The sequence below is a fragment of the Cupriavidus sp. FW306-01-F10A genome (genome assembly GCF_058782785.1).
The window spans coordinates 134147-158111 of the sequence record NZ_JBYSYA010000006.1 but is presented as its reverse complement, the minus strand read 5'-3'; the positions used below and the strand labels follow the sequence as shown (position 1 = coordinate 158111).

At 68.6% G+C, this 23965-nt stretch carries 21 protein-coding genes; 5 read left to right on the top strand and 16 right to left on the bottom strand.

The window, feature by feature from the left end; genetic code table 11:
* Positions 1-42 precede the first annotated feature (42 nt).
* Together AC3WLF_RS11305 and AC3WLF_RS11300 are read right to left on the bottom strand one after the other, a co-directional pair.
* Positions 43-816: a helix-turn-helix domain-containing protein gene (locus tag AC3WLF_RS11305; protein WP_492317209.1), complete on the bottom strand. Its 774-nt coding sequence runs from the start codon at positions 814-816 to the stop codon at positions 43-45.
* Positions 800-1723: a DMT family transporter gene (locus AC3WLF_RS11300; protein WP_492317210.1), complete on the bottom strand. Its 924-nt coding sequence runs from the start codon at positions 1721-1723 to the stop codon at positions 800-802. The genes AC3WLF_RS11305 and AC3WLF_RS11300 overlap by 17 nt, the downstream gene beginning before the upstream one ends.
* 198 nt (positions 1724-1921) lie before the next feature.
* Here AC3WLF_RS11300 and AC3WLF_RS11295 point away from each other — a divergent pair, with 198 nt between their 5' ends.
* Both AC3WLF_RS11295 and AC3WLF_RS11290 read left to right on the top strand, forming a co-directional pair.
* Complete coding sequence (locus AC3WLF_RS11295) at positions 1922-3511, top strand: DUF1800 domain-containing protein (protein ID WP_492358271.1); 1590 nt, start codon at positions 1922-1924, stop codon at positions 3509-3511.
* 13 nt (positions 3512-3524) lie between these two features.
* Positions 3525-4847: a DUF1501 domain-containing protein gene (locus tag AC3WLF_RS11290; RefSeq protein ID WP_492317211.1), complete on the top strand. Its 1323-nt coding sequence runs from the start codon at positions 3525-3527 to the stop codon at positions 4845-4847.
* Positions 4848-4876: 29 nt separating this feature from the next.
* Here AC3WLF_RS11290 and AC3WLF_RS11285 read toward each other — a convergent pair whose 3' ends face one another.
* On the bottom strand, positions 4877-7456 hold the full coding sequence (locus AC3WLF_RS11285; RefSeq protein WP_492317212.1) for a penicillin-binding protein 1A: 2580 nt from the start codon (positions 7454-7456) through the stop codon (positions 4877-4879).
* A 310-nt stretch (positions 7457-7766) separates the two neighbouring features.
* Between AC3WLF_RS11285 and AC3WLF_RS11280 the strand changes: the two genes are divergently transcribed.
* Positions 7767-8837, top strand: coding sequence for a porin (locus AC3WLF_RS11280; RefSeq protein WP_492358221.1), 1071 nt, complete (start codon positions 7767-7769; stop codon positions 8835-8837).
* Between the two features lie 823 nt (positions 8838-9660).
* Here AC3WLF_RS11280 and AC3WLF_RS11275 read toward each other — a convergent pair.
* Positions 9661-10146, bottom strand: coding sequence for a DM13 domain-containing protein (locus AC3WLF_RS11275; RefSeq protein ID WP_492317214.1), 486 nt, complete (start codon positions 10144-10146; stop codon positions 9661-9663).
* 153 nt (positions 10147-10299) lie between these two features.
* On the opposite strand from AC3WLF_RS11275, the gene AC3WLF_RS11270 reads away from it, so the two are divergent.
* Positions 10300-10533 (top strand): CDP-diacylglycerol pyrophosphatase, encoded by a 234-nt coding sequence (locus AC3WLF_RS11270; RefSeq protein WP_436224843.1) that lies wholly within the window; start codon positions 10300-10302, stop codon positions 10531-10533.
* Positions 10521-11330 carry a CDP-diacylglycerol diphosphatase gene (locus AC3WLF_RS11265; protein WP_492358220.1) on the top strand — a complete coding sequence of 270 codons (810 nt, stop codon included), beginning with the start codon at positions 10521-10523 and terminating at the stop codon, positions 11328-11330. The genes AC3WLF_RS11270 and AC3WLF_RS11265 overlap by 13 nt, the downstream gene beginning before the upstream one ends.
* A gap of 22 nt (positions 11331-11352) precedes the next feature.
* Here AC3WLF_RS11265 and AC3WLF_RS11260 read toward each other — a convergent pair whose 3' ends face one another.
* From AC3WLF_RS11260 to AC3WLF_RS11205, 12 genes are all read right to left on the bottom strand, one after another.
* Positions 11353-12915, bottom strand: coding sequence for a TAXI family TRAP transporter solute-binding subunit (locus tag AC3WLF_RS11260; RefSeq protein ID WP_492317216.1), 1563 nt, complete (start codon positions 12913-12915; stop codon positions 11353-11355).
* Between the two features lies 1 nt (position 12916).
* On the bottom strand, positions 12917-14107 hold the full coding sequence (gltS, locus tag AC3WLF_RS11255; RefSeq protein WP_492340405.1) for a sodium/glutamate symporter: 1191 nt from the start codon (positions 14105-14107) through the stop codon (positions 12917-12919).
* A gap of 239 nt (positions 14108-14346) precedes the next feature.
* Positions 14347-15513 carry an ABC transporter permease gene (locus tag AC3WLF_RS11250; RefSeq protein WP_492317218.1) on the bottom strand — a complete coding sequence of 389 codons (1167 nt, stop codon included), beginning with the start codon at positions 15511-15513 and terminating at the stop codon, positions 14347-14349.
* Positions 15514-15528: 15 nt separating this feature from the next.
* Positions 15529-16683: an ABC transporter permease gene (locus tag AC3WLF_RS11245; RefSeq protein WP_492358219.1), complete on the bottom strand. Its 1155-nt coding sequence runs from the start codon at positions 16681-16683 to the stop codon at positions 15529-15531.
* A gap of 6 nt (positions 16684-16689) precedes the next feature.
* On the bottom strand, positions 16690-17382 hold the full coding sequence (locus tag AC3WLF_RS11240) for an ABC transporter ATP-binding protein (protein WP_492317220.1): 693 nt from the start codon (positions 17380-17382) through the stop codon (positions 16690-16692).
* Between the two features lie 10 nt (positions 17383-17392).
* Positions 17393-18607, bottom strand: coding sequence for an efflux RND transporter periplasmic adaptor subunit (locus AC3WLF_RS11235; protein WP_492317221.1), 1215 nt, complete (start codon positions 18605-18607; stop codon positions 17393-17395).
* Between the two features lie 99 nt (positions 18608-18706).
* Positions 18707-19063, bottom strand: a complete 357-nt coding sequence (locus tag AC3WLF_RS11230) for an ArsR/SmtB family transcription factor (protein WP_492317222.1) — start codon at positions 19061-19063, stop codon at positions 18707-18709.
* The gene (locus AC3WLF_RS11225) at positions 19044-19508 is read right to left on the bottom strand and encodes an SRPBCC family protein (protein ID WP_492317223.1); all 465 of its coding nucleotides are present in this window, start codon (positions 19506-19508) and stop codon (positions 19044-19046) included. Before AC3WLF_RS11225 ends, AC3WLF_RS11230 begins: the two co-directional genes overlap by 20 nt.
* A 103-nt stretch (positions 19509-19611) precedes the next feature.
* Positions 19612-20565: a PDR/VanB family oxidoreductase gene (locus tag AC3WLF_RS11220; protein ID WP_492358218.1), complete on the bottom strand. Its 954-nt coding sequence runs from the start codon at positions 20563-20565 to the stop codon at positions 19612-19614.
* 80 nt (positions 20566-20645) lie between these two features.
* Positions 20646-22268, bottom strand: coding sequence for a trimethylamine N-oxide permease (locus AC3WLF_RS11215; protein WP_492317433.1), 1623 nt, complete (start codon positions 22266-22268; stop codon positions 20646-20648).
* 363 nt (positions 22269-22631) lie between these two features.
* A complete protein-coding gene (locus AC3WLF_RS11210) occupies positions 22632-22934 on the bottom strand; it encodes a CBU_0592 family membrane protein (RefSeq protein WP_010811003.1) in 303 nt (100 codons plus the stop codon).
* A gap of 39 nt (positions 22935-22973) precedes the next feature.
* On the bottom strand, positions 22974-23864 hold the full coding sequence (locus AC3WLF_RS11205) for a TorF family putative porin (RefSeq protein WP_492317225.1): 891 nt from the start codon (positions 23862-23864) through the stop codon (positions 22974-22976).
* Positions 23865-23965 lie beyond the last annotated feature (101 nt).

Sequence of the window (23965 nt, the reverse complement as noted above, 5' to 3'; positions counted from 1 at the left end):
GCCGCGTCGGCGCGAAGCCGGCCCGCGCGCAACGAACGGGCGTCAGTCGGGATGGACGCGTGCGGCCGCGCGCCACGCCCCGGGCGGCTGCCCGAAACGCCGCGTGAAGCTGCGCGTGAAGGTGGTCTGGTCCGGGTAGCCTGACGCCAGCGCGACCTCGGCCAGCGGCAGCGCGGATTGCGTCAGCAGCTGCAGCGCGCGGTCCAGCCGCAGCCGGGTCTGGTAGCGGTGCGGGGTATCGCCGAAGGCCTCGGCAAACAGGGTCTGGAAGCGCCGCACGCTCCAGCCGAAATGCCCGGCGACTTCCGCCGCGCGCAGGGGCGCGGCCAGGTTGGCGCGCAGGTAGGCATCCACGGCCATCAGCGGGAATACCTGCTCGTCGCCGGGCATGCCGAGGCAGTCCGCCAGCGCCGCGGCCAGCGTGGCCGCCAGTTGCCAGTCGGTCTGCGGCCCGCGCGCTGCCGCGGCGGCGCGCCACGCCGACAGCGCGCGCACGCGGCTGCCGAAGGCGCCGTCCAGCGGGAACGTGCGCGGGCGCGCCATCAGCCGCGCGGGCAGCGCCACCGAGCGCGCCGGGAAGTCCGCCACTAGCTGCAGGTTGCCGTCCAAGCCCAGGAATTCATGATGGCTGCCGGCCGGCACGATCAGGCCGCTGCGGTCGTCCACGCGATAGACGTGGCCGTCGATCTCCAGCTCGGTGGCGCCGGCCAGGCCGAACAGCAATTGGTGGTAGCCGTGCTGGTGGCCGTCCGGCTGCGGGCGGTAGCGCCGGTGCTCGACCAGCGGCGAGGCGTGGGGTTCAGCGGGCTTCGGCATGCCGCAACCTGCCACGGGTCTGGCACAGCCAGACGCCCGCGCCGGCCACCGCCATGCCCAGCGCCTGCACCGCATCCAGCCGTTCGCCGAACAGCAGCCAGGCCTGCAGCGCGGCCAGCGGCGGCGCCAGGAACATCAGCGCCGCGGCATTGGCGGCCTGGCCGCGCCGCACCAGGCTGACCAGCAGCCAGGTGCCGGCGCCCGACAGGCCGATCGCCGCCCATGCCAGCCCGGCCCACAGCGCCACGCCGCCATGCCAGTGCAGCGGCGCGTCGGCGGCCTGGATCGCCACCATCGCGGCGGCTACCAGCATGGCGCCCAGGTTCTGCCAGGCGGAACTGGCGCGCAGGTCACAGGCGGCGATGACGGATTTCTGCAAGAGGGTTCCCATGGTGATGGAGACAATGGCCAGCACGCCCAGCAGCACGATCCAGGGCGACAGCGCCGGCGCGGCCGGGTGCATGCCGGCCGGCATCGCCGGGGCGACCACCAGCGCGACGCCGAGCGCACCCAGCGCCAGGCCCTGCCACGTCCGCCTGGAAGGTAGCTCCTTCAGCAGGGGAATGGCAACCAGCGCGGTCAGCAGCGGCTGCAGCGCGCCCAGCAGGGCCATGATCGCCGGCGGCAGGCCCCTGGCCACGGCGCCGTAGCCGGCGCACAGGTAGATGCCCTGCATCAGCGCGCCGGCCAGCAGGTGGCGCGGCGCCTCGCGCAGCGGCGGCCAGGCCGCGCGCGCGGCCAGCGACCAGGCCACGAACATCAGCGCCGCCACGGCAAAGCGGCCCAGCAGGAACAGGCTGGTATCGGCCAGCGGCACGATGGCCTTGCCGACGATAAAGCCGGTGGACCAGATCAGGACAAAGGCAACGGTGGGCAGCCAGGCGGCAGCGGACAGGGGGCGCGACATGCAAGCAGGCGTTTCCGCCGGGGGCGGGATCGGAGGGACAGAGCGCAAGGCTAGCCAGGCAGCGCGCCGCTGTCTTGGCAAATCCGGCAATCGGCATGCTGAAAGCATTGGTAACACTCCGGCGGCGCCTCCGGGTCAACCAATGTGCGCTTGCCACGTAACATAGTGATGTTGATCGAACAGGGCGAGGAGCAAGGCATGAATCCGGCGCAGCATTCGAGACAATCCGGCCCGGGCCGGCTCGCCGCCTGGCGGGCCGCCGCGGCACTGGCACTGGCAGCGTGCCTGGCCGCCTGCGCACAGGTGCCGGCCGAGGCTGGCGGCAGCACCGCCGCCACCGACCTGCGCTGGCTCAACACCGTCACCTACGGCGCTGACCAGGCCACCCTTGGCGACCTGCGCCGGCTGGGCCGCAAGGGCTTCCTCGACCGGCAACTGACGCTGCCGCTGGCCGATCCGCCCGAACTGGCGGCTGCCATCGCAGCCTTGCCCAACCTGCAGGCCGATGCCGCCGCGCAGATCCAGGCCGCACGCGACGCGCGCCAGCGCATCGACGCGTCGCCCGACGACGACCGCAAGCAGCAGGCCCGCCAGGCGCTGAACGCGCAGGGCCGCGAGATCGTGGCCGATGCCGCGCGGCGCCACCTGCTGCGCGCGCTGTATTCTCCGGCGCAGCTGCGCGAGCAGATGACGTGGTTCTGGATGAACCATTTCAACGTCTACTCGGGCAAGGGCCAGGTCCGGCTGCTGCTGGCCGACTATGAAGAGCGCGCCATCCGCCCGCACGCGCTGGGCCGCTTCCGCGACCTGCTGATGGCCAGCGTGACCGGGCCGGCCATGCTGGTCTACCTCGACAACGCCCAGAGCAGCGCCAACCGCATCAACGAGAACTACGCGCGCGAGCTGATGGAGCTGCATACCATGGGCGTATCGGGCGGCCCCAGCGGCTCCCGCTACACCCAGCAGGACGTGCAGGAGCTGGCGCGCGTGCTGACCGGCGTGGGCGTCAACCTGCGCGGCACGCCGCCGCCGCGGCTGCCGCCGGCGCGCGCGGGGCTGTACCGCAGCGAGGGCTTGTTCGAATTCAACCCCGCGCGCCATGACTTCGGTGCGAAGACGCTGCTGGGCCAGCGCATCGAGCCGGCCGGTTTCGACGAGGTGGCGCGCGCAGTGTCGATCCTGGCGCGCGAGCCGGCCACCGCGCGCTTTATCAGCGCCAAGCTGGCCGCCTATTTCATCGCCGACAACCCGCCGCCGGCGCTGGTCGAGCGCATGGCGCAGACCTTCACGCGCACCGATGGCGATATCGCCGCAGTGCTGCGCACCTTGTTCCTCGCGCCGGAACTGGACCGGCAACTGGCGGCGCCCACGCGCAAGTTCAAGGATCCGATGGTCTATGTGGTGTCGTCGATGCGGCTCGCCTATGAAGGCCGTCCCGTAACCAACCTGCGCCCCGTGATGAACTGGTTGAACCAGCTCGGCGAGCCGCTCTACGGCCACGTGGCGCCGGACGGCTACCCGTCGTCGGAAAGCGCGTGGGCCAGCTCGGGCCAGATGGTGCGGCGCTTCGAGATCGCGCGCGCGATCGGCTCGGGGCCGGCGGGATTGTTTGCCGGCGATGGCGCGAGGCCGAGCGGCGCGCGCTTCCCGATGATCGGCAACAAGCTGTACTTCGACACCATCGAAGCCACCCTTGGCCCCGCCACGCGCGCCGCGCTGGCGCAGGCGGAATCGCAGGCCGAATGGAATACCGTGCTGCTCGGTTCACCCGAGTGGATGCAGCGCTGACAGGGAGCAGACCATGCAACGCCGACAATGGCTGAAAACAATGGGCGGCGCCACGCTGGGGCTGGCGCTGCCCGCCATCGCCTCGCGTGTCTATGCGCTGCCGGCGCAGGCCGATGCGCGCTTCCTGCTGGTGTTCCTGCGCGGCGGCTATGACGCCGCCAGCGTGCTGGTGCCGGCGGGCAGCGACTTCTACTATGCCGCGCGGCCCAATATCGCCATCCGCCGCCCGCCCGCGGCCGGTACGGACGCTGACCCCAACGCGGCAGTGGCGCTGGCGCCGGCTTTTGCCGCCGACAGCGCCGCGCGCGGCATCGGCGACTGGGCGCTGCACCCGGCATTGGCCGCGACCATGCTGCCGTTGTGGCAGCGCGGCCAGTTGGCCTTCGTGCCGTTCGCCGGCACGCATGACCTGTCGCGCAGCCACTTCGAGACCCAGGACGGGATCGAGGCCGGTTTGCCCGGCGAAGGCGAGGACCGCAAGTCCGTGGCCTCGCTGCGCGGCAGCGGCTTCCTGAACCGCCTGGCGCAGGCCATGGGCGGGCAGGCCGCGCCCGTGGCCTTCACCGACGGCTTGCCGATGGTGCTGTCCGGTCCGCGCGACGTGCCCAATGTCTCGCTCAAGGGCAGCGGCCGCACCCCGTTCGATGCGCGCCAGGCGAAGCTGCTGGCGCAGATGTACCGTGGCACGCGTTTCGAATCGCTGATCGATGAAGGCTTCGAGCTGCGCGAAACGGTGGCGCGCCAGGCGCAGCCGCAGCCCGGCAGGTCAGGCAGTGACGCCGGCACCATGGCCGCGCGCATGCAGGAAATGCAGGCCGCCAACCGCCGCTCGCTCAGCGCGCGTGGTTTCGAGGTCGAGGCCCGGCGCATGGCGGGCTTGATGCGTGAGCGCTTCAACCTGGGCTTTATCGACGTGGGCGGCTGGGACACCCACGTCAACCAGGGCGGCGCGCAGGGGCAACTGGCCGGCCTGCTCGACAACCTCGGCCGCGGCCTGTCTGCTTTCGCTGCCGAGATGGGTCCTGTATGGGACAAGACCACCGTGGTGGTGCTGTCCGAGTTCGGCCGCACCTTCCGCGAGAACGGCACGCGCGGCACCGACCACGGCCACGGCACGGTTTACTGGGCCGCGGGCGGTGCGGTGCGCGGGGGCCGCATCGCCGGTGAGCAGGTGGCGGTAGAACCGGCCACGCTCAACCAGAACCGCGACTGGCCGGTGCGCAATGAGTACCGGGCGGTGCTGGGCGGGGTCTTCCGCAGGTTGTACGGGCTGGATGAGGTGCGGCTGGCGCAGGTGTTTCCGGGGGTGCGGGGGCGGGATATCGGCTTGGTGTAGCCCCCGCGCCGCGCTCTCCGGAGGGGCGTTCAGTTGCTGCCGTTGGCTGGGGTGATGACGGTTGGCGCGAGGGGCGTGATGGGCGCTGGGGGCGCAGGCGGTGCGGGCGGATTTGCGGAAGCCGGGGAGGCAGGGGCGGCGTTAGGCGCTGGTTCGGCCTGAGGGGGTGGCGCAACCGGAGCGCTGCCCGCGCTCATGTCCTGCGGCACCGCAATCACCGTCTCCCCCCGGTCCAGCGCCAGGCTGGGCTCATCCGGGCCGGCATCCGCCGCGGCAGACGATGCCGCACCGGCCGGCGGTGCGGCATCAGCCTCCGGCGCGGGCAGCGCCGGCCGACGCGGTGCCGGGCGCGGCGCCGGAGTCTCGCTGGCCTTGTCGCGTGTGAACAGCTGGCTGAACCAGCCGCGCAGCTGCGTTCCCAGCGATGCGAACAGGCTGGTCTCTTCGTGCTCGGCAAAGCGCGCGCGGCCGTCGACGATGCGCGAGCGCAGCGCGCGCTGGTAGAAGTCGCCCACCATCGGCAGCGCGCTGTGCGCGCCCTGGCCCCAGTAGTCGCTGCGCAGCGTGACGCGGCTGTCGTTGAAGCCGACCCAGGCGCCCGCCACCAGCTCCGGATGCATCAGGATGAACCAGCCGTCGGCATTGTCCTGGGTGGTGCCGGTCTTGCCGGCCACGTCGGCGCGGATGCCGAAGCGCGAGCGGATGCTGGCGCCGGTGCCGCGGTCGATCACGTCGCGCATCACGTCGAGCAGGGTTTGCGTGGTGGCGGCGGGCAGCGCGTGCTCGGCGCGCGCCGGCCGGAACACCTGCAGCACATTGCCCTGGCGGTCTTCGATGCGCGTCACCATGGTGGGCGCGATATAGTCGCCGGCGTTGGCGATGGTGCCGTAGGCGGCCACCATCTCCTTGAGCGTGACCGGGCTGGTGCCCAGCGCCAGCGACGGCACCACGTCGAGCTGGCTGTCGCGCACGCCCATGTCGCGCGCCAGCCGCGCCACGCGCGTCGGCCCCACTTCGTGCATCAGCTGCGCGGTGATGGTGTTGCGCGAATAGACCAGGCCGTCGCGCAGCGTCATGGCGCGGCCGGTGGGGCGGCCTTCATCGGTGGGGCGCCAGACCTCGCCGCCGGCCAGTTCGATTTCCACCGGCTGGTCCACCAGCGTGTCGTCGGGGGTCTTGCCTTCTTCAAAGGCCGCGCCGTAGACAAAGGGCTTGAAGGTCGAGCCCGGCTGGCGGCGCGCCTGCTGCACGTGGTCGAACGCGTCCTGGGTGTAGTCGCGGCTGCCGACCCAGGCGCGGATCTCGCCGTTGCGCGGATCGATGGCCAGGAAGCCCGCCTGGATGCGCGTCTTCTGCTGGTGCAGCGCGCGCATGAAGGCATGGTCGGACATCAGATGGCGCAGCGCCTCTTCCGGCGCGGTGCCGGCGGCGATGGCGGCACGGTACTCTGGGGTCTCGCGCACGAAGGCCTGCACCAGCGGCAGGTTGGCGGCCCAGCCCGCGCGCGGCGCCCAGGCCGCGTTGGCGATGGCCTGCAGCCGGTTGCCCTGCTGCACCACGGCCTGCGTGGCCATGGCCTGCAGGCGGGCGTCGATGGTGGTATGCACCACCAGGCCGTCGGCGTAGATGTCGTAGCCATTGCGGTCGGCCCAGCCGATCAGCCACTTGCGCAGCTGTTGCGCGAAATGCGGCGCGGGGCCGGGCGGCTCGGTCTGGCGCTCGAAGTCGATGCGCAGCGGGCGCTTCTTCAGCTGCTCGTAGCGCGCCGCATCCAGCTTGCCGCGCTTGACCATCTGGCCCAGCACGATATTGCGCCGGTCGAGCGCGCGCTCGGGGTTGAGCACCGGGTTGTAGTAGCTGTTGCCCTTGAGCATGCCGATCAGCGTGGCGCTCTGCAGCACGTCGAGCGAGCGCGCCGGGCGGTCGAAGTAGGTGCGCGCCGCCATCTCGATGCCGAACGCGTTGTACAGGAACGGCACCGTGTTGAGATAGGTCTCGAGGATCTCGTCCTTGGTATAGAGCGCCTCGATCTTGAGCGCGGTGATGGCTTCCTTGAGCTTGCGCGTCAACGTGGGCGCGCGGCCGATTTCATCGGGATACAGGTTGCGCGCCAGCTGCTGGGTGATGGTGGACCCGCCCTGGCGGTCGCCGGAGAAGGTATGCACCGCGGCCGAGGCCAGCCGGCGCCAGTCCAGCCCATGGTGCTGGTAGAAGCGGTGGTCTTCGGTGGAGATCAGCGCAGCCACCACATTGGGTGAAATCTGCGACAGCGGCACCCAGTCGCGGTTGGCCCACTTGAACACCGCCAGTTCCTTGCCGTCGGCGGACAGTACCTGGGCCGGCTGCTCGGACTTGGCCTTGCGGATATCGCTGATGCCCGGCGTGAACGGGATCAGGACCAGCACATAGAGCAGGAGGGCCGCGGGGATGGCGGCCAGGCCCACCAGCACGCCGCGCCGCGTGGGGCGCAGCGACCCGGGCCGGGTCAGGCCGGCGCGTGCAAGGCGCGCGGCCATGCCTGACAGGCGTTGCTGGAGGGGGGCAGGCAATGAAGCCTGCAGCGAGGCGAGCAGCGGGGCAAGCCGGGTCTTGATCTCAGCCAGCCTCATGAGGCGAAGCGGTCGAGGCACAGGCACATGGCGGCACGGAGCACTGGCATTACCGTCGTCGGAAAAGCATGCATCCTACCAAAACGTTCCCCTTGGTTACAGGGAAAACCCCCATTCGAGGGTTATCCGCCACTTGTTGCTGCGAAGCAAGGGTCACAAAGCTTTCATATTGCGCCACGACAATGCCGGAGCCGCACTTTGTGCGGACGATGCGCCGTTGCCGGGTTGCCCGGCGGACCGGGTTGGCCTTGCCGACCCGGCCTGGGTCCGGCGCGGTGTCGTGCCTCAAACAGAACACAGAGAAATCACAGTGAAGAAAGCTCTCCTTGCAATGACGGCAGCAGCGGCCGCGTCGGCCGTATCCGGGGTGGTGTCGGCCCAGTCCGCGTCGAACGTGACGCTCTACGGTATCGTCGATGCCGGCGTCGAAGTGATCAGCCACGTGCCGGGCAGCAACGGCGCCCAGGGTACGGCAACGCGCCTGAACTCCGGCAACCTGTCCGGCTCGCGCTGGGGCCTGCGCGGCACCGAAGACCTGGGCGGCGGCCTGAAGGGTATTTTCGTGCTGGAGAGCGGGTTCGACATCGATACCGGCACCTCGGGCCAGGGCAACCGCCTGTTCGGGCGCCAGGCCTACGTCGGCCTGCAGGGCGGCTGGGGCGCGGTCACGCTGGGCCGCCAGCAGAACGCGCTGTACGACCTGTTCGGCGCCTTCGACCCGATGGGCGTGGGCCCGCGCTACTCGCTGAACAGCGTTGACTCGGCCTTCAACGGCCGTGCCGACAATGCCATCAAGTACACCGGCAAGTTCGGCGGCCTGACCGCCACCGGCTTCTACAGCTTCGGCCGCGACAACAACGGCGAAGTCGCGGGCGAGCCCAAGGTCGCGCGCAACTTCGGCGGCGGCCTGTCGTACGCCGCGGGCGGCTTCTCGGTCGGCGCTGCCTACGACCAGTACCAGGGCGCCACCGTGGCGCTGCAGGACCGTGCCGCCAAGCGCGCCGCGGTGGGTACGGCCTATGCCTTCGGCGGCGCCAAGGTGTTTGCCGGCTATCGCTGGCTGAAGGACGACGGCGTGTCGAGCGCCAGCGCTGCTTCGACCCGCAGCAATGTGTACTGGGCTGGCGCGCAGTACCGCTTCACGCCTGCCTTCCAGCTGACCGGCGCGGCCTACTACAACGACACGCGCAATAGCGATGCCGATCCGTGGATGTTCGTGCTGTCGGCGGATTACTCGCTGTCCAAGCGTACGGATGTGTACCTGAATGTTGGGTACTCGAAGAACAAGTCGGGGTCGGCGCTGGGGCTGAATGGGGTTGGTACGGTGGTGGCTGGTGAGAACCAGACCGGTGCTACCGTTGGTCTGCGTCATCGCTTCTGAGCGTAACTGTCTGATGCCCGCCTGGCAGGTTGTGATGCCTGCATGGGTGGGCGATTAACTGTCATATCGACACCTGCGGATTGCATTGCGGGGTTCGTTGGGCCGGTTGGTTTGATCGGCCCTTTTTTCTCTGGTCCCCGCCCTTGGTTGCGGCGTGTTTCTATTGTTGCCATGCGGTCGGTTGTCGCCCTTGGCGGGCGTGGCTGTTTCGCCGGCGTAGCCGGCGAGTCACTTTTTGTCCGAGCGACAAAAAGTAACCAAAAAACGCGTCGCCTATGCGGCTGGCAATAAATTTCACGGTGTTGGTGGTTCGCACGGTGGTGGTTGCCGTTCGGCGTGGGTGCCCGTTCGACCCTGCTACGCCATGTGAGTGTGAGCCAGTGCCTCCGTTAACCCACTATTGAACAATCCCCATGCAGGGCGTAGGCCGCCTGCTGCCAGCCGCATCGCGGGGACGCCTACGGCTGCTGCGCAGGCTCAAAATGCGTTGACGGTCATTGGGCGCTTGCGCGGTGCGCAGCCGAAGGCGTTGATGCGATATCGCTCGAGAGCGCGGGCCACCGCCCGACTTGGGGATCGTTCAAAAGCCGGTTATCGCAGGCACTGTCCCACACTCACATGGCGTAGCAGGGTCGAACCGCGACCACATCCAAACGGCAAGCACCGCCGCCCATATGACCGACGCCGCGTAATTGATTGCCAGCCGCATAGGCGACGCGTTTCTTGCCTACTTCTTGTCGCTTGGACAAGAAGTAGGTCGCCGGCTACGCCGGCGAAACAGCCCACGCCCGCCAAGAGCGACAAGCCGGTCGTATGGCGATGACTACCGATACCCCGCCGCCCCAATAAACTGCCCAAACCTCTCACACCAGATCACCACCGCCCCATACCGCGCCGGATCCACGCCAGCCGGCAACGCCACGGTGAAGTTGCCAAAGGTCTTCAGCTCACCAACCTGCAGCGACCGATCCTTGATCCGAAGGAAGGCCTCCTTGTTGTCGACAAACTCCGGCGCCAGGTAGATCCGATAATCCGGCCCCGGCGCAACGCTGCCTTCAAAGGCAAGCGCCTGCGGCGAAACATGGAGCCGGCCGCTGACCCAGTGCAGCGCGTCACTGCCCGCCAAGTCCTTGCGGAAGGTGCCGGTGTAGCGCGACTGTTGTGACACAGCCTGCACTTGCTCCGCACTGGCGCCAGCCTGTTCTGTCAGGATCGGCAAGACATAGATGCCCGCAGCAAAGCCCACGGCCAGCGCGGCAAGGTGGGTCAGCACAAGGATGGCGGACTTGCGGAGCGGGTTGGCCGGCATGTTTTTCTCCCGAAGGCATGAGGATGCGGGTATGTCGTCGCCGGAGCCGGATCCTGACAGATCTGTGGTGCCTTAGCACATTCGCAACGGTTTCACCAATCCAACACACGGAAGTGGTTATGATTTGGTAGTCGCCTAGTCGAGAAGCTGCCTATGACCCTCCACGTCACGATCCGCACCATCCGTACCGGCACGCTGCAATCCGCCCGCTATCAGGCGCGGGTTTATCTCACCACCGATGCCGAAGCCCTGCCGTTGCTTGCAACGGACTGGAGCGAGCGCGAGGCCGATGCCTTCCGTACCGCGCAGTTCTGGGCGCAGCGCCACGCCTATGTGGTGTCTAATCCACGCGCCGGGACTTTCTACGGAGTTTCGTGCCGGCGCTGAAGCCGGCCCGCGGTTGGCGCGGTGCCCCCGCGTTGTGGCTGGCGGCCATCCTGGCCCTGGCCGGCTGCACCGCCGAAAACGTCGTCGGCGTCCTGTCGGGCGGCCGCGATGGCTTGTGGCGCAACGTGCAGCAGCGCTGCCTTGGCAGTACAGCGGCGGCTCATCCCGATTGCGCGCAAGTGGACCGGTCCCAGGGACTGGTGCTCTACAAGGACGCGATCGGCAAGTCGCATTACCTGGTGATCCCGGCACGGACGGTGACCGGCATCGACGACGCCAGAGCCTGGGACGGCGCAGGCGCCAACCCCTGGGCCTTCGGCTGGGCCGAGCGCGGCATCGTTGGCCGCTCGCTTGGCAAGGCCGTGCCCGACGACATGCTGGGCCTGGCGATCAATTCCCGCGCCTCGCGCAGCCAGGACCAGCTGCATATCCATCTCGATTGCATCAGCGCGGCCGCGCGCGCCGTGGCCAATGGCGCGGCCGGGCCGATCGGCACCGGCTGGACCACGCTGCGGATCGAGGACAAGCCGATGCGCGCGATCTTTGTGCCGGCCAGCGCGCCGGTGCTGGCGGTCGACCCTTTCCAGCTTGTGCGTGACGGCACCAAGGGGGTCGCCGCCGCAGCGCCGCCGGACCGCGGCATCTTTGTCACCTATGTGCGGGAGCGGCAGGGCGGGGCAGGCTTTGTCGTGATCGACCAGCCCGTCGACAGCGCGGCCGGCAGCAACGGCCACGCCAGCGATTTCCTGGACCGGCGCTGCCGGCTGGCTGAAGGCCTGGCGAGCGCGGCGGGCTGATCGGCGGCCCGCCCGCCGGGCCTTACTGCGCACGGGCGCCCGAAGCCGCAGGCGTTGCAACGGGCTTCGCGGGCGTTCCGCCGGGCTTGGCGGGCGGAATGCCGGGCGTCGCCAGCGCGTCCAGCGTCTTGGCCGCCGCCAGGTGCTGCGGGATCATCAGCCCTTCACGCGCCGTTGCCACGGCGATCTGCGCGCCCTGGGCGCTGCCGCGGGCGACAAAGTCGCGTCCGTGGCGGTAGACCAGCCGCGTCAGCTCGGCCACTTCGGTATCGGACAGGTCCGGCCCGGTCACCAGGATCGCCGCCGTGGCGATGGTGCGCACCGGCGTGTGCAGGCCGGGATAGGTGCCCGGCGCGATGGTGGCGCGGAAATAGCCCGCCTTCTGCCCGACCATCGCGGTGATGACCCGTTCGTCCAGCGGCAGCAGCCGCAGCGGCATTTCGCCGAGCGCGTCGCGGATGCTGTCGGCCGGCACGCCGATCACCTGGATCACCGCGTCGACCTGGTTCTGGCGCAGTGCCACCAGCCCGGTGCCCAGCCCCACTTCCTCGGCCTTGAAGTCCTTGTCGGTCAGGCCATGCGCAGCCAGCACGCGCAGCGCGGTCACGCGCGAGGCTGAGCCGCGCTCGCCCACGGCGATGCGCTTGCCGCGCAGCTCTGACACCGAGCGGGCGGGATCGGCGTCGCGCACCAGCACGTGCACGGGCTCGGGGTAGAGGCTGCCGATGGCGCGCAGCGAGGCTTGCGGGCCGTCGGCGGCAAACACGCCCTTGCCCTCGTAGGCTTCCAGCGCCGCATCGCCCTGCGCCAGCGCCACCGAGACCTTGCCGGCGCGCAGCAGCCGCAGGTTCTCTTCTCCGCCGTGCGTGACCAGCGGCATCGCGCGCACGCGCGCCCCGTCCACCAGCGCCTTCGCAAAACGCAGGTACTGGCCGTGTTCGGCGCCGGCGGCAATGGCATAGCCCTCGTTGACCCGTGCCAGCCGCGCGCGGATGTTGGCGTGCGCGGTGGTCAGCTCCTGCTCGATCACGGCGCGCTGTGCCGGCGAGGCATCCTTCTGCACGGACTCGATCACCTTGCGCATCGCGTCCAGGATCGCCGCCGGGCCCCTTTGCGCATCGGTGGCGACGGTCGGGGCTTCAGCGGGGCGGTAGCCGGCCGGCAGCACGCCGACCCAGCGCTCGCCGTCGCGCCGGTACAGCGCCGTGCCATGCGCGCGGATGATGTCGCCGGCCTTGTTGCCGCCGCTGGTGATGCCGGTGATGCCGCGCGGGCCCGCGCCCAGCGCCGACACCAGCCCGGCCACGCCGGGCGAGTCCCAGGCGCCGAAGTCGTAGTCGCGCAGCAGTTTCAGTTCCGCATCGAAGTACACCACGCGGCGGGTTTCACCGGCCGGGGCCTTGGTGTCTGCCTGCGAGCCGCGCCGGTCCAGGCCGGCCAGTTCCACCGTGCCCGGCGGCAGCGCCTGCGCCAGCCGCTCGTTGATGCCGGCGCGGATGCCGTCGGCGGGCGGGCCGCCGCCGCAGCCTGCCAGCCAGGCGCTGGCCAGCAAGGCGATGAGGAGGGTGAAGAGGGCGCGGCGCATGTCAGCCTCCGATCAGCGGCAACGCCAGCAGCATGGTCAGCACGAAGGCGTTCATCAGGTCGACGAAGAACGCGCCTGCCAGCGGCGTGATCAAATAGCTGGTGGGTGCCGGCCCGTAGCGGGACGTGATGGCGCGCATATTGGCCATGGCGGTGGCGGTCGACCCCATGTTGAAGCCGATAAAGGCGGCCGAGGTGACCGCGGCCTCGTAGTCGCGCCCCATGAAGCGGAAGCACACCAGCACCACATACAGGATGATGAAGACCACCTGCATGGCGATGATCAGCAGGAAGGGTCCGGCGGACAGCGCCACTTCGGCCAGGTCCAGCGCCATCATGGTCATCACCAGGAACAGCGACAGGCAGATATTGGTGATCAGGTCGGTGGCGCGGTCGTCAAAGCGCACGCCGGCAAAGGGCAGCAGGTTGCGGATGGCGATGCCGAGCATCATGCACCACAGGAAACCGGGGATGGTGATGGCGCCGGTGGGCATCTGCGCGGCGATCCAGCGCCCGCCGATCACCGCGGCCAGGATGCCGGCGAGCGAGGCCAGCGCGCCCACGGTGGTGATGGGCGAAACCGCGGCGGCTTCTTCCTCGGTGTCGCCGGCCTCGCGCGCGGTCGAGCGCAGCTTGTAGCGCGAGATCAGGTACTGCGCCACCGGGCCGCCGATGATGCCGCCCACGATCAGGCCGATGGTGGCCACCGTCATCGACAGGTCCATCACCGCCTGCAGGTTGTTGACTTCGGCAAAGCGCTCGGCATAGGCGGCGCCGGTGCCGTGGCCGCCCACCAGCGTGATCGATCCGCTCACCAGCCCGAAGATGGGATGCAGGTCCAGCGTCCTGGCCATGGCCACGCCCACCACGTTCTGCACCAGGATATAGGGCAGCAGGATGATCAGGAAGATCACCAGTGCCTTGCCGCCGCGCTTGAGCATGCGCAGGTCGGCGCAGAGCCCGACGCCGCCGAAGAACATCAGCAGCAGCACCGGCTTCATGCCGGGATCGATCACCACGCGGAAGTTCGCTGCCGCCAGCGCCACCGAGGCGATGATCGCGAACAGCAGGCCGCCGGTGACAGGGTCGGGAATGTTGTAGCGCGACAGCACGCCGACGCTGCGGTTGACCAGCGTGCCGATCAGCAGCACCACGACGGCAGTCAGCAGCGAGCCCAGCAGGTCGAGGTTCATCGGGGGCGTCCTGGCGGAGAGGGTTGCGGGGGTACCTTGCCATCGGGCGCCGCTGGCCGTGCCGGGGGTGCACTGGCCGCCGGCAATGCCTGACGGGGAGCATGCATCACTACGGGTTGTAGACGCGCGGGTGGAATAAGGCAAGGAAAGGATGGGGGTGGGGCGCAGCGACTACCGGGCCGTGAATGCCGATGCCGTGCCCCCTCTCCCGCTTGCGGGAGAGGGGAGCAAACCCTCGCTCAGCGCGCCCGCAACGCGTCCACGATATTCATCCGCGCCGCCCGCACCGCCGGCAGGAATCCGCCCGCCAGCCCCATCACCATCGAGAACGCCAGCGTCTGCAGCGCGATGGCCGGGGTCAGGATGAAGCGGAACGAGAGGTCCGCGAAGGTCTGGAAGTTGGTGGTCGAGAACGACGCGAACTGCATCAGCGCGGCGCATGCGAGGCCCGCGATGCCGCCCACCAGCCCCAGCAGCGCGGCTTCGATCAGGAAGGCGGTCAGCACGTTGACGCGCTTGAAACCCAGCGCGCGCAGCGTGCCGATCTCCGCCACGCGGTTGGCCACCGAGGCGTACATGGTGATCATGGCGCCGATCATCGCCGCGACCGAAAAAATGGTGGACAGCGTGAAGCCCAGGATATTGATAAAGCCGGACAGCGCCTTGGACTGGTCGCTGTAGAAGGCCTGCTCGCGCTTGGCCTCGTCGGCCAGCCGCGGGTCGACGTCGATATCGGCGCGAAAGCGGTCGAACAGCGCCGAATCCGCCAGACGCACCACCATCGACGAATACGCATTGCGCCGGAACGACTGCATCAGCTGGTCCACGTCGCCCCAGATCTCGGAGTCGAAGCCGCTGCCGCCGGCGTCGAAGTGGCCGGCCACGGTCCAGTCGCGCTGGGCAAAGCGCAGGTGCTCGCCGATCTGCACCCCGGCAAAGCCGCCGGCGATGCTGCTGCCGACGATGATCTCGGACGAGCCCGGCCGGAACATGCGTCCGGCCACCAGCCGCACCTGCGGGCGCAGGTCCATGCCCGGCGGCGAGATGCCGCGGATCACCACGTTGGACGGCTGCCCGGTGCTGGTCTTGGTGAGCGAGATCAGCACCACCGCCTCGCGCGAGGCCAGCGGCCGGCCCGCGCCGCTCATGGCCACGGCCGGGTGCATCTCCATGATGCTGGCCTGGTCGCGGTTGACCGAGCTCTGGATCTCGGTCTCGGCGCCCTTGCGGATCAGCACCACGTTGTTCTGCTCGCCGGTGGTGACCAGGGTCTTCTTCAGGCCGGCGTCCAGCATCAGCATGGTGGCAAAGACAAAGACCACCAGCGCCAGCCCGCCCGCGGTCAGCGCGGTGGTCAGGCGCCTGGCCCACAGGTTGCGCGCGATATAGGTCAGCGGGATCGCCACGTCAGCCTCCGCGCGCTAGCCGATGGCCCGCAGGCCCTCGACGATACGCACGCGCGCAGCCTGCACCGCCGGCACGATGCCGGCAAAAACGCCCACCGCCAGCGCGCAGGCCGCCTGCAGCTGCATGGTCTGGGGCGACACGGTGAAGACCGGGAACACGCCGCCCACGGCCTGCTTGAAGGCGCTTGCCACCGGCGGTGTCGCCAGCATGCCGAGCGCGCCGCCGGCCACGCAGATCGCCAGCGACTCGCCGAACACCAGCAGCGCCAGGAAGCCGGGGCCGAAGCCCAGCGCCTTGAGTGTGGCGTATTCCACGGTGCGCTCGCGTGCGCTCATCGCCATGGCGTTGGCCATCACCGCCATGATGATCACGATCACCACATAGGACACCACGCGGATCGCCGCGATGATCTGGTTGGACATGGCGACAAAGCCCAGCTGGAAGGCCTGCTCGGTCTCGGTCAGCGTCTCCGCCAGTGAATTGCGGAACACCGCATCGACATTGCGCGAGATCGCGGCGGTGTTGTCGGGGTTGTCCACGCCCAGCACAAAGACGCCGACCTGGTCGGCCTGGCGCGGGGTGCGCTTGCGCACGGTCTCGTTCAGGTATTCCCAGTGGAACACCATCTGGCGCGTGATGGTGCTCTCGTCGCGCCCTTCCATGATGCCGCGCACCACGAACTCCCAGGTGCCGGGGTAGATGGTGCCCTTGATCGGGACCACGTCGCCAAGCTTGAAGCCGAACTGGTCGGCCAGCTGGCGCCCGACCAGCGCGCCCTTGCGGTCGCGGTGGTAGTCGGCGCGCTGCTGGTCGGGCACGATGAATTCCGGATAGAGGTCGAGGTAGTTGTCGGATACCGCGAACTGCGCGAAGAAGTTCTTGGGATCGCGGTAGACGCCGCCGAACCAGTTGGAGCGCGCCACCGAGCTCACGCCGTCGACGCCCTTGATGCGGCTTTCGTAGCTCAGCGGCAGCGGAAACACCAGCGAGATCGCATTGCGCGTGACCAGGCGCGCGCTGGAAGCCGCCGATGCGCCCGCATACCAGGCGTCGATCACGGTCTGCAGCAGCCCGAACGCCAGTACCGCGATCACCAGACCGAACACCGTCAGCGCGGTGCGCAGCTTGTGGCGCAATGCGTTGCGGGTGATCAGCTTGAGTGCGTACATGACGACTTAGGCAATCTCGCCACGGATCAACTCTCCCTTCTCCAAGTGCACCAGCGACCCCGCCGCGGCCGCGGCGTGCGCATCGTGCGTGACCATGATGATGGTCTTGCCGGCATCGGCATTGAGCCGCTGCATCATCGCCAGGATCTCGGCGGCGGAGGTGCGGTCGAGGTCGCCGGTGGGCTCGTCGGCGACGATCAGGGCCGGGTCGGTGATCAGCGCGCGTGCAATCGCCACGCGCTGCTGCTGGCCGCCCGACAGCTCCGACGGGTAGTGGCGCATGCGGTCGGCCAGGTTGACCATGTCCAGCACCAGTTCCACGCGCGCACGACGCTCCGCACGCGGCAGGCTGGTCAGCATCAGCGGCAGCTCCACGTTCTCGAACGCGGTCAGCACCGGCATCAGGTTGTAGAACTGGAAGATAAAGCCGACATTGGCGGCGCGCCAGTCGGCCAGCTCGGCTTCCGGCAGCCGCGTGATGTCCAGCCCCGCCACGTGCAGCGTGCCGCTGTCGGGCCGGTCGATGCCGGCGATCAGGTTCAGCAGCGTGCTCTTGCCCGAGCCCGACGGTCCCATCAGCGCAACAAATTCGCCTGCGCCGATATCGAGCGAAATATCGGTCAGCACCGGCACGGTCTGCACGCCGCGCCGGTAGGACTTGGCGACGTGGCTGATCTGCACCAGCGGTGCTGCGCTCATGCTGTCCTCTCTACGGCTTGGCCACGGTGACGCGGTCGCCGTCGCCGAGATTGTCGGCCGGCGACAGCACCAGCACGTCGCCCGGCTTGACGCCCTGCACGGCTACCAGTTCGCCCAGCTTGTCGCCGGTCTTGACCTGCACCTCATGCGCACGGCCGTCCTTCACCACATAGGCCAGCTCCCGGCCCTGGCGCGTGACCACGGCGGCGGGCTGCACCGCCACCACCGGCTGGCGGTCCTGCGCCGAGGCGGCGCGCGACAGGAAGGCGATCTTGGCGCTCATGTCCGGCAGCACGCGCGCATCGCGGTCGACAAAGCGCACCTTGACCAGCACAGTGGCCTTGGAGCGGTCCACCGTCGGCACGATGCGCGACACCTGCCCCGCCAGCCGCAATCCCGGCAGCGCATCCAGCAGCAGCTCGCACGGCTGGTTGGCGCGGATCTTGCCGATATTGGATTCGGCGACATCGGCTTCCACCTCCAGCGTCTCCATGTCGGCGATGGTCACGATCGCGCCCTTGGTGTCGGCGGCGGCAGAGAAGGGCGTGATGTTGTCGCCCACGTTGGCATGCTTGACCAGCACCACGCCATCGAAGGGCGCGCGCACCACGGTCTGCTCCACCGCGACCTCGGCCGCGCGGGCATTGGCCTGGGCCGAGGCGATCGACGCGCGCGAACTGTTGACCGAGGCCCGCGCCTTGTCAAAGCGCGCCACGTCGGCGTCGTACTGGGTGCGCGAGATGGCGTTCGGCACGATCAGGATCTTCGAGCGGCGCAGGTTCACCTCGGCGTCCTTCAGCTCGGCCTGCTGCAGCGCCAGGTTGGCCTGCGCCACCTGGACCTGTGCCTGCGCCTGCGCGAACGAGGCGGCGACGTCCTTGCTCTCCAGCCGCGCGATGATCTCGTCCTTCTTCACGTGCGAGCCCTCCAGCACGCCCAGCCATTCCAGCCGGCCCTGCGCCTTGGACGCGACCGCCGCCTTGCGCTGCGGCACGACATAGCCGGTGGCATTGAGCACGGTGAAATTCTGCGTGGGATAGGCGGAGGTGACGGTGGCGGTCTGCACCGCCTGCGGCCCGGCCAGCTTCATGGCGATGCCGGCCAGGGCCAGCACGGCCAGCGCGATCACTGCGTAGCGCAGCCACCTGCGCCGGGGGCGGATGCCGGCGCCGGCCGCGGCGGCGCTCCGGTCGATTTTCAGCCTGGACAGGTCGTGGTCAGCCACTGCGCGCTTCCTCTCGCTGTGATGGGAGGGGCTCCCAGTATAGCGGCGAGTGAAAGGGTGTCCATTGCCCGCGAGCAAGGGGGAAAACCACCTGGGCGGCTAGTGACTGGTCTCCACCGCCAGCTTCAGCTTCGCCAGCGCGAAATCCCATTGCCGCCCGATCGCTTCCAGCGACCGGCGCGCGGCTTCGACCTGGCCGGGCTCGAGCTGCCACAGGCGCTCGCGGCCGGCGCGGCTGTCGCGCACCAGCCCGGCCTGCGCCAGCACCTGCAGGTGCTTGGTGACCGCCTGGCGCGTCATGGCGCTGCCCGCGGTCAGCTGCGCGATCGACATCGCGCCGCCCGCGCACAGCGCTGCCACCAGCCGCAGCCGGGTTTCGTCGCCAAGCGCGGCGAAGACGGTCGCAGCATCGCGCGCTTCGAGCGCGGGCGGGGTTTCAGGCTGCGCCGCTGACATGCTTGCGGATGTTTTCCATCTGCCCGTCCCAGCCGCCGCTGTTCATGCGGAAGGCTTCCATGTGGCGTTCGGGCGGGATCTGGTCGAAGCCGGATTCGACCACGGTCAGCAGCGTGCCGCCTTCGGCTTCCTTCAACTCGAACACCACCAGCGTGGGCGGTTCGGCCGAATAGTCGCGGCCGCGCTCCATTGGCGCCGGATGCCAGCGCCAGGACAGCAGCCTCGGTGGTTCCATGCGCTCGACCTCTACGTCGAACTTCAGGTATTCATAGCCGGGATAGGTGATGCTGCCCACGGCACGCTGGCCTGGGGCGAAGGTCACGCCGTCGAATTTCACGCCAAACCAGCTGCCGAAGGTGTCGGCGTCGGCCAGTGCGTGCCAGACGCGTTCGATGGGTGCGGCCAGCAGGATGCTGCGCTCGATGCGGTCGGTGGATGAAGCCATGTCCGGTCTCCTTGTTCAGGGATGAATAGGCAACGTTGTGGTTGCATGTTAGGAGACCGGGTGGGGAAACGCAACCAAAAGGTTGCGAATGACCTCAGTATGGTCAGAGATCCAGCACCAGCCGCTGGCCCTTGCAGCGCGACACGCACAGCATCATCGTCTTCTGGGCGGCTTTTTCGGCATCCGACAGGTACTGGTCGCGGTGATCGGCCTGCCCTTCCAGGATGGTGGTTTCGCAGGAGCCGCAGATGCCTTCGCGGCACATGCAGTCCACCTTGATGCCCGCCTTCTCGATGGCGCGTAGCAGCGGCTCGTCGGCGCCGACCTGCAACGTCAGCCCGCTTTTCTGCAGCACGGCCTCGAAGGCGCCGCCGGTGGCGTCGACCTCGTTGCGGAACTGCTCGAAGTGGATGCGGCCCGCGTCCCAGCCCGCGGCGCGCGCGGCGTTGACCACGGCGTCGTTCAGCGGCGCCGGGCCGCAGACATAGACGTGCGTGTCGGCAGGCTGCGCGGCGATCAGCGCGGCGAGGTCGAGCATGGTGCCGCTGTCGCTCTCGTACAGGTGAAGCTGGCCGGGCTGCAGCGTGGCGGGCAGTACGTCCAGGAAGGCGGCGGAACGGGCGTTGCGGAAGCAGTAGTGCAGTTCGAACGCCGCGCCGCGCGCGGCCAGCGCCTGGATATGCGTCATGAACGGCGTGATGCCGATGCCGCCGGCGATCAGCAGGTGGCGGCCGGCGCCGTGGTCCAGGCTGAACAGGTTGCCAGGCGCGCCGATATGCAGTTCGTCGCCTTCGCTGACCTGCTCGTGCATATAGCGCGAGCCGCCGCGCGAAGCCTCTTCCAGCCGCACCGCGATCTGGTAGTGGCCGGGCTCGCCCAGCGTGCTGGTCAGCGAATAGGCATTGCGCAGCCGGCCGCCGTCCATATGGACGACCACGTGGCTGCCGCTGTCGAAGGCGGGCAGCGCGCCGCCGTCGCAGGGTTGCAGGGTGAAGCGCTTGATGCCGGCGGCCAGCGGCTCGACGCGGCCGACGCGCACGCGGAGCGTGTCAGTCATGGCGGTACCTCGGAATTCAGGAAAAGCAGGGAAATCGGGAAAGGGGGGCAGGCCGGCATCGGGCCGGCCTGCCGGAGCCGTCAGGTGATCACCGTCAGCTTGGCAGCGATCCACACCACCAGCCCGCCGACGACCAGCGCCACGTAGGGCAGTACGCCGGCGCGCGCATTGGGCAGCTCCATGTCGCGGCGCATCGACTCGGGGAAGCGGCCCTTGTCCTGGATGTAGTGGCGGTACACGAACACCGGCACGATCAGCAGCGCGGCGATCAGGCCGTTGCGCAGCGTGTGCTCGCCCTGGAAGTTGGCGCCGGCGCCGACGAAGGCCAGGTCGAAGAAGCCGAAGAACGCGCCCAGTGCCAGCAGCCAGTTCTTGCACTTGTACGGGCGGGCCCAGTCCGGGCGGTCCATGCGGTGGATCCAGCCCGACTGCAGGTTCAGGAACACGAAGATCATGTAGCAGACGTTGCTGATCGACAGCACCGCCATGTAGTTCGACATCAGCAGCAGGAACAGGTTGAACACCAGATCAGTCCACATCGCGCGCGTGGGCGAGCCGTGCTCGTTCACGTGCGAGAGGTAGCGCGGCAGCCAGCCGTCGACCGAGGCCTGGTACAGCGTGCGCGACGAACCCATCATCGAGGTCATCACGATCAGCAGGATCGCCAGCACCAGCATCACCACGATCACGTTGAACACCACCGCGCCGCCGCCGACGAACCTGGCCATGGCCGCGCCCACGCCGGAGCCGTCGACGATGGCCGGTTCCAGCATGCCCGACAGGCCCAGCGAGCCCTGGAACGCGATCGGCACCGCGATGAACATGAACAGGCACAGCACGCCGGACCAGAAGATCGCCTTGAAGGTGTCCTTCTGCGGATCCTTGAACTCGCGCGTGTAGCAGACCGCGGTCTCGAAGCCGAAGGTCGACCAGCACGCCAGGAACATCGCGCCCATGGCGGTGCTGATGCCGGCGGCGTTCCAGCCGCCCAGCACCGGGGCGCCTGCGGCGTCATGGGTCAGCGGCAGCAGCGGCAGGAAGTTGGTGGACGGCATGTCGCCGGTGAACATCGGCACCAGCGCGATCAGCACCAGCGGCGTCAGCGAGGCAATGCCCAGGATCCGCTGCGTGGTGGCCGCGGCGGAAGCGCCGCTGTGCTGCAGCTTGAAGGTGACCAGCAGGAAGGCGGTGGCCAGGATGAAGGTGGAGTTCACCCGCAGCGTCAGGCCCTTGCTGACAAAGCCCAGGTCCACCAGCGTCAGTTGCCAGGTGTTGATGACCGAATCGGGCGGGAACAGCGCGCTCAGCATGTAGCCGGCGGCGAGGCTGGTGCCCAGCGCCAGCATCGGCGACCAGGCCACCCAGTTGCACCACACCGAGACCGGTGCGACAAACTTGCTGTAGCGCACCCAGCCGAGCGCGCCATACACCGAGGCGCCGCCGGACTTGTGCGGATACAGGCCCGAGATCTCGGCATAGACGAAGCACTGCGCAAAGCCGACCAGGATGGCGAGGATCCAGATCACCCAGGCCGGGTTGCCGATGGTGGCGGACACGCCGCCGATGGTGAAGAGCACGCCCGCGGGCACGCCGCTGGTGACCCAGAAGGCATCCTTCCAGGTCAGGGTGCGCTGCAGTTCATGCGATTGGGTTTGCTGCTGCGATTGGGCGGGGGCGATCGGCGCCTGCGCGCCGATCGACAGCACGTCTTTCTGTGAATACACGATGTCTCCTTGCTTCCCGGGTTGCCGTTTATCTGGAGCTGCGCTCCGTCACGGTCTGCCGTCTGCGGTCTGGGTGGGTACGTTGCGGTACTGCCTGCCGGGGTTACGACGGTCGGGAATGTCTGGCGGGGATTCTGGGGGCGTTTCTCATCCTTGTCTCCTGTTGTCATCCCGGGGTTGCCATGCGGCCCGTTACGGGTCTCAGGCATGCGGGTTTCTTGTTGATTCACCATAGGTTAATTAGATTACCAATGGTGTTTCGGGGTGAGTATAGAAACGGCTGGGAGCCAAGGCAACGGAAGTTTTGTATCGTCGTTGCCAAGCGCCCTGGCCGCCTCTTTGTTACTGCTGCACGGGCTGTCCCGGGCGCGGTCCGCCCAGCGTTTCCACCACCGCATGCCCCGCCCGCCGGTTGCGCCACCAGCCCAGCAGCGTCAGCCCCAGCCAGAAGCACTGGGTCAGGAACGACGCCAGGTTGAAGGCGCCGGTCAGCGAGATCAGGATGCAGCTCGGCCCGATCACGTTGAGGACGACGGCCAGCCTGCCGGTCGGGGATTTGTGCAGGACCTGCACGGCAAAATGCGCGGCAACGTAGGCGGCAACGCCGACAAGTCCGGTCGCGTCGGTAAGACCCAGGGAGGCCATGGTGGTAGGAAGCGGTAAAACAGCGGTTGAAGATTGCCGTCAGAACGTCTTGGTCACCGAGACCAGGAACGTGCTTTTCAGCGGGTTGGAAACGGACGGGTTGCCGGACGAATCCAGCGCCCCGGTGGTGTACTTGTCGTAGACGTCGGTGCGTCCCCAGCCGCGGGTATAGGCGCCGGTCACGGTCCAGCCGCCCTCGAAGGCCTTGGACAGCGCCACGCGCACGTCGCGGAAGTTGTAGGCGGCAAAGTTGCGCACGCGCTCCTGGCCGTAGTGCAGCAGCAGCGTGACGCCATGGCCCAGGTCGAAGGTGCCGTTGATATCCAGATAGCCGGAGCCGCGGCTGTGCAGGTCATTGCCGGCGAGCAGCGAGGCGCTGTTGTAGCCGAAGTAGTCGGGCGTATAGGTCAGCCAGTACTTGACGTTGAACCACTTGTACGTCAGCGACGCGACGGCCTCGCCGTAGTTGTACTTGGTCTGCGCGTACTGCAGTTTCGCGCCCGGGTACAGGTAGTAGTAGACCTGCCCGGCATAGGTGAGATCGCCGACGGTGCCGGTGTAGCCGGCATACAGATCCCATTCGACGGTGCCGCCCTCGATGAACTTGTCGCTGATGCTCGACATCCACGTACCCGCGGAAAAGCCGCTCGGGTGGGCGTAGTCGATGCCGCCCTGCACCGCAGGCCTGCCCCAGGTCTGGCGGAAGCCGCGCGATACGTATTGCGATGTCAGGGTCAGGTTGGCGCTCAGCGGCGCTGGCGATGCAGCCTCGGCCGGCGGCACGGTTGCCGTGACCTGCGGCACCGGCGCCACGGCCAGCGTGGTTTCGGCCCCGGCACTGGTCTGCGCCTGCGCGCTCAGCGCCTGGCACAGCAGCAGGGGCAGGGCGCCTTGCAGGGCCCGTTTTGAAGCAAAGCATTTGCGCAGCATGGAAGTCTCCTCCTTGCAGCCGGTCTGGGTTTGTTCTGGGTAGCCGGCTTTGTGGTGTGGGTGCGCGGCGCGCCGACCGGACGCACGCTGCCCGCCGGGGA

Coding starts and splice junctions, on each gene's coding strand:
- AC3WLF_RS11305 (WP_492317209.1), bottom strand. CDS start 816: ATGCCGAAGCCCGCTGAACCCCACGCCTCGCCGCTGGTCGAGCACCGG.
- AC3WLF_RS11300 (WP_492317210.1), bottom strand. CDS start 1,723: ATGTCGCGCCCCCTGTCCGCTGCCGCCTGGCTGCCCACCGTTGCCTTT.
- AC3WLF_RS11295 (WP_492358271.1), top strand. CDS start 1,922: ATGAATCCGGCGCAGCATTCGAGACAATCCGGCCCGGGCCGGCTCGCC.
- AC3WLF_RS11290 (WP_492317211.1), top strand. CDS start 3,525: ATGCAACGCCGACAATGGCTGAAAACAATGGGCGGCGCCACGCTGGGG.
- AC3WLF_RS11285 (WP_492317212.1), bottom strand. CDS start 7,456: ATGAGGCTGGCTGAGATCAAGACCCGGCTTGCCCCGCTGCTCGCCTCG.
- AC3WLF_RS11275 (WP_492317214.1), bottom strand. CDS start 10,146: ATGCCGGCCAACCCGCTCCGCAAGTCCGCCATCCTTGTGCTGACCCAC.
- AC3WLF_RS11270 (WP_436224843.1), top strand. CDS start 10,300: ATGACCCTCCACGTCACGATCCGCACCATCCGTACCGGCACGCTGCAA.
- AC3WLF_RS11260 (WP_492317216.1), bottom strand. CDS start 12,915: ATGCGCCGCGCCCTCTTCACCCTCCTCATCGCCTTGCTGGCCAGCGCC.
- gltS (WP_492340405.1), bottom strand. CDS start 14,107: ATGAACCTCGACCTGCTGGGCTCGCTGCTGACTGCCGTCGTGGTGCTG.
- AC3WLF_RS11245 (WP_492358219.1), bottom strand. CDS start 16,683: ATGTACGCACTCAAGCTGATCACCCGCAACGCATTGCGCCACAAGCTG.
- AC3WLF_RS11240 (WP_492317220.1), bottom strand. CDS start 17,382: ATGAGCGCAGCACCGCTGGTGCAGATCAGCCACGTCGCCAAGTCCTAC.
- AC3WLF_RS11230 (WP_492317222.1), bottom strand. CDS start 19,063: ATGTCAGCGGCGCAGCCTGAAACCCCGCCCGCGCTCGAAGCGCGCGAT.
- AC3WLF_RS11225 (WP_492317223.1), bottom strand. CDS start 19,508: ATGGCTTCATCCACCGACCGCATCGAGCGCAGCATCCTGCTGGCCGCA.
- AC3WLF_RS11220 (WP_492358218.1), bottom strand. CDS start 20,565: ATGACTGACACGCTCCGCGTGCGCGTCGGCCGCGTCGAGCCGCTGGCC.
- AC3WLF_RS11210 (WP_010811003.1), bottom strand. CDS start 22,934: ATGGCCTCCCTGGGTCTTACCGACGCGACCGGACTTGTCGGCGTTGCC.
- AC3WLF_RS11205 (WP_492317225.1), bottom strand. CDS start 23,864: ATGCTGCGCAAATGCTTTGCTTCAAAACGGGCCCTGCAAGGCGCCCTG.